The organism is Bradyrhizobium sp. P2_E8, from assembly GCF_056403875.1.
The window spans coordinates 1-7,782 of record NZ_JBFUES010000280.1; the positions used below are offsets into that span (position 1 = coordinate 1).

10 protein-coding genes and 1 pseudogene are annotated in these 7,782 nt (G+C 65.1%); 5 read left to right on the plus strand and 6 right to left on the minus strand.

The genetic code is table 11. The annotated features are described in order from the left end of the window. The 6 genes and pseudogenes from AC1D00_RS17220 to pqqA form a co-directional block, all read right to left on the minus strand. Positions 1-234, minus strand: a pseudogene (locus AC1D00_RS17220) (prolyl aminopeptidase); the annotation flags it as partial. After that, entirely contained in the window at positions 224-1,423 is a 1,200-nt protein-coding gene (gene pqqE, locus AC1D00_RS17225) for a pyrroloquinoline quinone biosynthesis protein PqqE (RefSeq protein ID WP_135175636.1), read from the minus strand. The gene pqqE and the pseudogene AC1D00_RS17220, both read right to left, overlap by 11 nt. Continuing rightward, positions 1,420-1,731: a pyrroloquinoline quinone biosynthesis peptide chaperone PqqD gene (gene pqqD / locus AC1D00_RS17230; RefSeq protein ID WP_027546876.1), complete on the minus strand. Its 312-nt coding sequence runs from the start codon at positions 1,729-1,731 to the stop codon at positions 1,420-1,422. The genes pqqE and pqqD overlap by 4 nt, the downstream gene beginning before the upstream one ends. A 12-nt stretch (positions 1,732-1,743) precedes the next feature. Further along, on the minus strand, positions 1,744-2,499 hold the full coding sequence (gene pqqC / locus AC1D00_RS17235) for a pyrroloquinoline-quinone synthase PqqC (protein WP_477011500.1): 756 nt from the start codon (positions 2,497-2,499) through the stop codon (positions 1,744-1,746). Between the two features lie 20 nt (positions 2,500-2,519). Continuing rightward, a complete protein-coding gene (gene pqqB / locus AC1D00_RS17240; RefSeq protein ID WP_477011496.1) occupies positions 2,520-3,449 on the minus strand; it encodes a pyrroloquinoline quinone biosynthesis protein PqqB in 930 nt (309 codons plus the stop codon). A 148-nt stretch (positions 3,450-3,597) separates the two neighbouring features. After that, entirely contained in the window at positions 3,598-3,678 is an 81-nt protein-coding gene (gene pqqA, locus AC1D00_RS17245) for a pyrroloquinoline quinone precursor peptide PqqA (protein ID WP_007595659.1), read from the minus strand. Positions 3,679-3,942: 264 nt separating this feature from the next. Here pqqA and AC1D00_RS17250 point away from each other — a divergent pair, with 264 nt between their 5' ends. From AC1D00_RS17250 to AC1D00_RS17270, 5 genes are all read left to right on the plus strand, one after another. Next, a complete protein-coding gene (locus AC1D00_RS17250; protein WP_027546873.1) occupies positions 3,943-4,200 on the plus strand; it encodes a DUF6894 family protein in 258 nt (85 codons plus the stop codon). Between the two features lie 196 nt (positions 4,201-4,396). Further along, complete coding sequence (locus tag AC1D00_RS17255) at positions 4,397-5,797, plus strand: amidase family protein (protein ID WP_477011497.1); 1,401 nt, start codon at positions 4,397-4,399, stop codon at positions 5,795-5,797. Between the two features lie 2 nt (positions 5,798-5,799). Next, positions 5,800-6,276: a glutathione peroxidase gene (locus AC1D00_RS17260; RefSeq protein ID WP_135175633.1), complete on the plus strand. Its 477-nt coding sequence runs from the start codon at positions 5,800-5,802 to the stop codon at positions 6,274-6,276. Beyond that, the gene (locus AC1D00_RS17265; RefSeq protein WP_477011498.1) at positions 6,273-6,530 is read left to right on the plus strand and encodes a DUF3297 family protein; all 258 of its coding nucleotides are present in this window, start codon (positions 6,273-6,275) and stop codon (positions 6,528-6,530) included. Before AC1D00_RS17260 ends, AC1D00_RS17265 begins: the two co-directional genes overlap by 4 nt. A 133-nt stretch (positions 6,531-6,663) precedes the next feature. Beyond that, the coding region (locus AC1D00_RS17270; RefSeq protein WP_477011499.1) for a mandelate racemase/muconate lactonizing enzyme family protein at positions 6,664-7,782 on the plus strand (1,119 nt) is incomplete at its 3' end.

Here is a 7,782-nt window from a genome sequence, read left to right on the forward strand (position 1 = left end):
GCGCTGGTCGAACAGCACGGCGCAGAAACGGTCGGGATCGAACAGGCGGCGATGATCGGGCTGGCAGCCGCTGCCGGGCCCGCCATGGAGGTAGATCGCGGGAATGCCGTCGGTCCGGCCGACGCTCTCGACATAGAGCTCGTGGCCGTCGCCGACGTCGAGCATCTCGGAGGTCAGCGGCGCAAAGGGATCGGCGCGTTTGACCGAACTGGCGGCGTCGGCGTCAGGCGCCATTCTCGGATTCCAGGGTGCCACCGGCAAAGTTGCGGTAGAGGAAGCGGTTGGTCTCGCCCTCGGCCTCGCGCTCGGCCTGCTTGAAGATGGTCTCGTGCAGCGGCGACAGCGCGCAGGCGGGATCGGTGTTGGCGGCATCACCGGTCAGCGCGAAGGCCTGGCAGCGGCAGCCGCCGAAATCGATCTCACGGAATTCGCAGGACTTGCAGGGCTCCTTCATCCAGCCGGTGCCGCGATAGCGGTTGAAGGCGTCGGAGTTCTGCCAGATCCAGGCGATCGAATGGTTGGAGCGCACGGATTCGAAGTCGAGCCCGGTGATGCTCTCGGCGGCGTGGCAGGGCAGCACCTTGCCGGCCGGCGAGATGTTGAAGAACTGCCGGCCCCAGCCGCCCATGCACTTCTTCGGCCGCAGCGCGTAATAATCCGGCACCACGTAGTCGATCGAAAGCCGGCCCTTGAGCCGTTCGCGTGCTTCCTCGACGATGCGGGTGCACTCGTCGAGCTGCGCCACCGTCGGCATCAAGGCGGCGCGGTTCTTCAGCGCCCAGCCGTAATATTGCACGTTGGCGACCTCGAGCCGGTCGGCGTCGAGATCGATCGACATCTGGATGATGTCGGGGAGCTGGTGCAGGTTCTGCCGGTGCATCACCGCATTCACGGTGAGCGGCAGATCGAGCTCGCGCGTCCATTTTGCCACTTCGAGCTTCTTGCGGTGGCCGCCTCGGTACCCCGCGACGCGATCGGCGGGGGCCTCCTCGACGCCCTGGAAGCTGATCTGCACGTGACAGAGCCCGGCATCCGCCAGCTCGCTCAGCCTCTCGCGCGTCAGCAGCACGGCCGAGGTGATGAGGTTGGTGTAGAGGCCGACGTCGCTGGCATGCTTGACCAGCTCGACGAGGTCCTTCCGCGCCGTCGGCTCGCCGCCGGAAAAATGGACCTGGAGCACGCCGATCTCGGCGAGCTCGCTCAGCACCTTCTTCCATTCCTCGGTGGTCAGCTCCTTGCCGGAACGGTCGAGCTCGACCGGGTTGGAGCAATAGGGACATTGCAGCGGGCAGCGATGGGTGATCTCGAGCAGCACGGCGAGCGGAATGCCAAAGGTCTCCGCCGTCGAACGCTGCTTCTCCAGCACCGCGAGGCTGTCGCTGGCGTCGGGCGGAACGGTGGGACTGCCGAGCACATCGCTCATGACGTCTTCTCCCGGGCCTCGGTGAGGAAGCCCTTGTCGGCGAGATCCTGGAGCATGGCGATGACGTCGGTCAGGATCGCCTCGCGCGGCGCGGCGTATTTCGCCGCCAGCTGGTCGGAGACGTCGCCGACGCTACGCTCGCCATTGCAGAGCTGCAAGACCTCGACCGCGATCTCGTCCGGTGCCAGCACGCGCTCCGGCGCCAGGATCACCCAGACTTTGCGCGTCTCGTCGTATTTCAGCTTGGCATGCCGCGGCAGCACGGGGCGGCTGGCCTCGCTGACACTGATATGACGCGGCCCGGCCATGACGGTTCCTCTTCAGCTCGCCTTGGGCACGAAAGCGCCCGGCGGAATGTGGCCCTCGACATAGGCGTGCTGGAGCGCATCCAGCTGCACCCACAGCACGTTGGTCTTGAAGATCAGTGCGTTGCACACCTGCGCGCGCTGTTCCGGCGTCGTGGCATGCGCCTTGACATAGTCGAGCGCGAAGCCGGCATCGCGCGGTGCCTGCGCCAGGCGCCGCTTGAAGTAGCTCATGATGTCGGGATTGACGAAGTCATAGTGCTCCAGCATGCCGGCGATCCGCTCTTCGTGCAGGTTCGGCGCGAACAGTTCCGTGAGCGAGGAGGCGATCGCCTCCAGCGGGCTCTTCTCGCGGCAGTAGTGCACATAGGCCTCCACCGCGAAGCGCGTGCCGGGGAGAATGCCTTCGGTCGATTCCACATAGGCGGTGTCGAGCCCGAGCCCTTCGGTCAGCTTCAGCCAGCGCTCGATGCCGCCTTCGGAGCCGACATCGCCGTCATGGTCCTCGATGCGGTGGCGCCATTCCAGGCGCGTGGCGCGGTCGCGGAAGCGCGAGATCACCACCGCGTCCTTGATCGGGATCGTGCTCTGGTAATAGTAGCGGTTCAGCGCCCAAGCCTGCACCTGGCCCTTGTTCAGCTTGCCGCCGTGCAGCAGCTTATGGAACGGATGCAGGCTGTGATAGCGCGTCGCCCCGATATGGCGCAGCGTCGCCTCGAGCTCCTCGGCCGAGTTGAGCCTGATGTCCTTGCCGATCGAGAGCGCGGTCATTCCAGTTAGTGATGCGGCATTCACAGCACGATCTCCGTTCCGTCCGCGGGTATCTGCCAGCCCGCCTGCTCGGCCGCTTTCCGCTCGGGTGAAGCGGGCAGCAGCGCCGGATTCGAGTTATTGATATGCAGAAACAGCTTCCTGTCGATATCGAGATCGGCCAGCCGCGCGATCGCGCCGTCGTCGCCGGACATCGCGACGTGTCCCATGCTCTTGCCGGTCTTGTAGCCGAGCCCGGCCCTGATCATCTCGTCGTCCTGCCAGACCGTGCCGTCGAAGAACACCAGCGCGGCGCCGTCGATCTCGGCCTTGAGCGCGTCGGTCACTTCGGCGCAGGCGGCGATGAAGTAGAAGCACTTGCCGGTCGTCTTGTCGGTGATCTTCAGGCCCAGCGTATCGCCGTCGCCGGTCTCGCCGCCCGGATGCGCCTTGCCTTCCAGATACCAGGCCGACTTGCCCGGCACCGCGAAGGGCAGCACCTCGATTCCGGACCGCGCACCGTCTGGCAGCCGAGGCTCGAACGGCTCGCCGATGGCGATCGGCTGGCGCCGCACGTTCTTCTCGTTCAGCACGTTGAAGATGCTGTTGGCGCTGAGGATCGCCAGCACCTTCTCATGCGCATAGATCGTGAAAGGCGAGCCCTCGCGCATCGACAGCAGACCCGCCACGGCATCCACCTCGCCATTGGTCAGGATCACGCCCGCGACCGGCGTATGACGCAGCGCGCCCGCCTTGGGGTGCAGTTGCGGCGTGGCATTCAATTGCTGGCGAAGATCGGGAGAGGCGTTGATCAGGAACCAATGCTCGCCGTCGCCGCTGAAGGCGACCGAGGCCTGGGTTCGCAAGAGCTCATCGCCGATGGCACGGGCCGCGCGGCAACCTTCGCAGCCGCAGTTCCATTGCGGCACTCCGCCGCCGGCCCCGGCGCCCAGGACGACGACGCGAAGCATGATCCGTCTCCTGGAGGCAACGTCGCGAGGTGGATCTCAGGTCGACACGAAATCTATCTTCCGGAAACGCATCGTGACCGGAAGACAGCGCAACCGAGAGTGCTCGACCGAAAGAACCACCTGCGCAGAACGCAAACTCACCAACCGCTTACTTGCGGGTGGCGCTCACATACATGTTGATTTCCATGCCGCAGGGCACTTCGACGATCTTCGGGGCTTTCCAGGCCATTTGGCTCTCCATTTTTATGAATTCGGACGTATCCGCCCACGGGCTAAACTACTGCGGGGGGAAAAGTTCGCCAGTGAAATTTTCCCGACCTAAGTAGTAGGCCGCCGGAATTGGTGCACTGCAAAGAGAGCGTATTGCGGCCTTAAAGATGAGCCAATGACATAAGAAAAATAGCCGATAGGTCGTGATCCCTGTCCCGGATAAACCAGTTGTGAGGATGGAACGGCTTCCAATCGGCTACAGGCGACCCCATTGGATCGAGGCATGCCCAGATATTTCTTCAACACCCGTATTGGCGACGAACTGATCGTGGATCCCGACGGCGAGGACCTGCGCAACCCCGATCGCGCCTGGGAGGTCGCCCGCCAGATGATCCTGGAGGTCCTGAAATCGGAGGGGACCCAGCCAGCGTTGATGGAGGCGGTCATCGAGGTCACCGACGTCGACGGCGAGGTCGTGCTGGAGTTCCCCTTCACCGAGGCGCTGCTGGACATGCCGGTTCAGTCCGCGACCAGGCATTGAGGCCCCCAGCTCCCTCCACCGTCATTGCGAGCGCAGCGAAGCAATCCAGAGTCTCTCTGCGGAGGCAGTCTGGATTGCCGCAAGGGCTCCTCGCAATGACGGCAATCCGAGCCGACGGCGCCCTTCGCCCCTGCGAAATCCGCATGGCTTTGCTGCGTTCCCGGCGCTAAAAGACGCCGGTCATACGGAGCAAGTCATGCAAGATCTCTGGCGCCTGTCGGCCGCCGACCTCGCCACCCTCGTCAAGGCCAAAAAGGTATCCGCCAGGGAGGCGGCCAAGGCCGGCCTCGCCCGCCTGGACGCCGTCAATCCAAAGCTTAACGCCGTGATCGACCACCGGCCGGAGGACGTGCTGAAGCAGGCCGACGCCGTCGATGCCGCCATCGCAAGGGGCGAGGACCCCGGCGTGCTGGCCGGCGTCCCCGTCACCATCAAGGCCAATGTCGACCAGGAGGGCTTTGCCACCACCAACGGCCTAAAACTCCAGCGCGACCTGATCGCGCGCGAGGACAATCCGGTGGTCGCCAACTTTCGGAAGGCGGGCGCCATCCTGCTCGGCCGCACCAATTGCCCGGCCTTCTCCTATCGCTGGTTCACCACCAACCTGGTCCATGGCGACACCAAGAACCCCCGCGATGCCGCGCTGACGCCGGGCGGCTCGTCCGGTGGCGCCGGCTCGGCGGTCGCGGCCGGCATCGGCCACATCGCCCATGGCACCGACATCGCCGGCTCGATCCGCTATCCCGCCTATGCCTGCGGCGTGCACGGCCTGCGCCCGACCCTCGGCCGCATCCCCGCCTTCAATCCGGCGCTGCCGGAGCGTCCGATCGGCCCGCAGATCATGGCGGTGTCCGGCCCCCTGGCGCGCACCGTCAACGACATCAGGATTTCGCTCGCGGCCATGGCGGCCCGCGACGTGCGCGACCCCTGGTATGTGCCGGCGCCGCTGGAAGGCCCCGCGCGGCCGAAGCGCGCCGCGCTCTGTCTCAACCCGGACGGCCTTGCGACCACGCCGGAGGTGAAGGCGGCGGTGACCGATGCCGGCAAGCGCCTCGAGCGTGCCGGGTGGACCGTCGATGTAATCGAGAACACCCCGCCGATGCGCGAAGCGGTCGAGTGGCAGATCAAGCTTTGGCTCGGCGACGGCTATGAGGCGCAGTTAGAGGCAGCCGAGCGCGAGGGCGATCCCGGCGCGCTGGCCTGCCTGCGCGGCAACCGCAGCAGGGTGACGCCAATGGACCAGGCGAATTACGCGAAGGCGCTGACCCGCCGCGCCACGCTGACCCGCGACTGGATGCTGTTCTTCGAGAAGTACGCGGTGCTGCTGACGCCGGTCTCCGGCGAATTGCCGTTCCCGGATCATCTCGACCGCAAGGACGAGGAGTCCTTCAAGCGGGTCTGGGAGGCGCAATTGCCGCAGATCGCGATTCCCTTCATGGGCCTGCCGGGCCTCGTCGTCTCCACCGGCCTCGTCGGCAAGGCGCCGGTCGGCGTGCATATCGTGTCCGGCCGCTACCGCGAGGATCTGTGCCTGCTCGCCGGCGAAGCGATCGAGGCGGGCGGCGTGCCGCCGTCGCCGATCGACCCCCTGGGTTAGCGATGTCGGCGATTTACGACTTCAAGGCCAACTCGCTGCTCGGCGAGGAAGTGCCCATGCGCCGCTTCGAGGGGCAGGTGCTGCTGATCGTCAACACCGCGAGCAAATGCGGCTTCACGCCGCAATATCGCGGCCTGGAGGATCTCTATCGCGATCTCTCGCCGCGCGGCTTCGCGGTGCTGGGCTTTCCCTGCAACCAGTTCGGCGCGCAGGAGCCGGGGCAGGCGAGCGAGATCCAGGAATTCTGCTCGACCCATTACGACGTCACCTTTCCCCTGTTCGAGAAGATCGACGTCAACGGCGCCAATGCGCATCCCTTGTATGAGTACCTGAAACGCCAGCAATCCGGCCTGTTGGGCGCCTCCATCAAATGGAATTTCACCAAATTCCTGGTGGACCGTGCCGGTCGGGTGATCGCGCGCTACGCGCCGACCGCACGGCCCGAAGGATTGCGGCAGCAAATCGAGACCCTGTTATGAGCGAGACAATCATGAGCGACGAATTTCCGGACCGCCTGTCGGTCGATCCGAACAGCCCCTATTACAACGCGGACATCCTGGCGCGCGATGTCGGCATCCGCTTCAAGGGCATCGAGAAGACCAATGTCGAGGAGTACTGCATCAGCGAAGGCTGGGTCCGCGTCACCGCCGGCAATGCCAAGGATCGCTACGGCAACCCGCTGACCATCAAGGTGCACGGACCGGTGGAGCCGTATTTCCGGGATAAGARATAGGTCGCGGCGACACTCTCTCCTCGTCATTGCGAGGAGCCCTTGCGACGAAGCAATCCAGACTATTTCCGCGGTGGCAGACTGGATTGCTTCGCTGCGCTCGCAATGACGAAAATAACCACCGAAAGCCAATCCCATGTCCGTCCGCATCGTCGACGTCCGCGAGATCACCAAGCCGATCTCCTCGCCGATCCGCAACGCCTATATCGACTTCACCAGGATGACGACGAGCCTCGTTGCCGTCGTCACCGACGCCGTAGCGGACGGCAAGCGCGTCGTCGGCTACGGCTTCAACTCCAACGGCCGCTACGGGCAGGGCGGCCTGATCCGCGAGCGCTTCGCCTCGCGCATCCTGGAGGCCGATCCGAAATCGCTGCTGGATGCGGCCGGCGACAATCTCGACCCCGACAAGGTCTGGGCCGCGATGATGACCAACGAGAAGCCGGGCGGCCACGGCGAGCGCTCGGTCGCGGTCGGCACCATCGACATGGCGGTGTGGGACGCGGTGGCGAAGATCGCCGGCAAGCCGCTGTTCCGCCTGCTCGCCGAACGTCACGGCGTCAAAGCCAATCCGCGCGTGTTCGTCTACGCCGCCGGCGGCTACTACTATCCCGGCAAGGATCTCTCGATGCTACGCGGCGAGATGCGCGGCTATCTCGACCGCGGCTACAACGTCGTGAAGATGAAGATCGGCGGCGCTGATATCGACGAGGACCGCACCCGCATCGAGGCGGTGCTGAAGGAGATCGGCAGGGACGCGCAGCTCGCCGTCGACGCCAACGGCCGCTTCAACCTGGAGACCGGCATCGCCTACGCCAAGATGCTGCGGGATTATCCCTTGTTCTGGTACGAGGAGGTCGGCGATCCCCTCGACTACGCGCTGCAGGCCGCACTCGCCGAATTCTATCCCGGCCCGATGGCGACAGGCGAAAACCTGTTCAGTCACCAGGACGCCCGCAACCTGATCCGCTATGGCGGCATGCGTCCGGACCGCGACTGGCTGCAATTCGACTGCGCGCTGTCCTATGGCCTGTGCGAATACCAGCGCACGCTCGAAGTGCTGAAGACCCATGGCTGGTCGCCAAGCCGCTGCATCCCGCATGGCGGCCACCAGATGTCGCTCAACATCGCCGCCGGCCTCGGCCTCGGCGGCAACGAGAGCTATCCCGACCTGTTCCAGCCCTATGGCGGCTTCCCGGATGGCGTCCGCGTCGAGAACGGCCACATCACCATGCCGGAGCTCTCAGGCATAGGC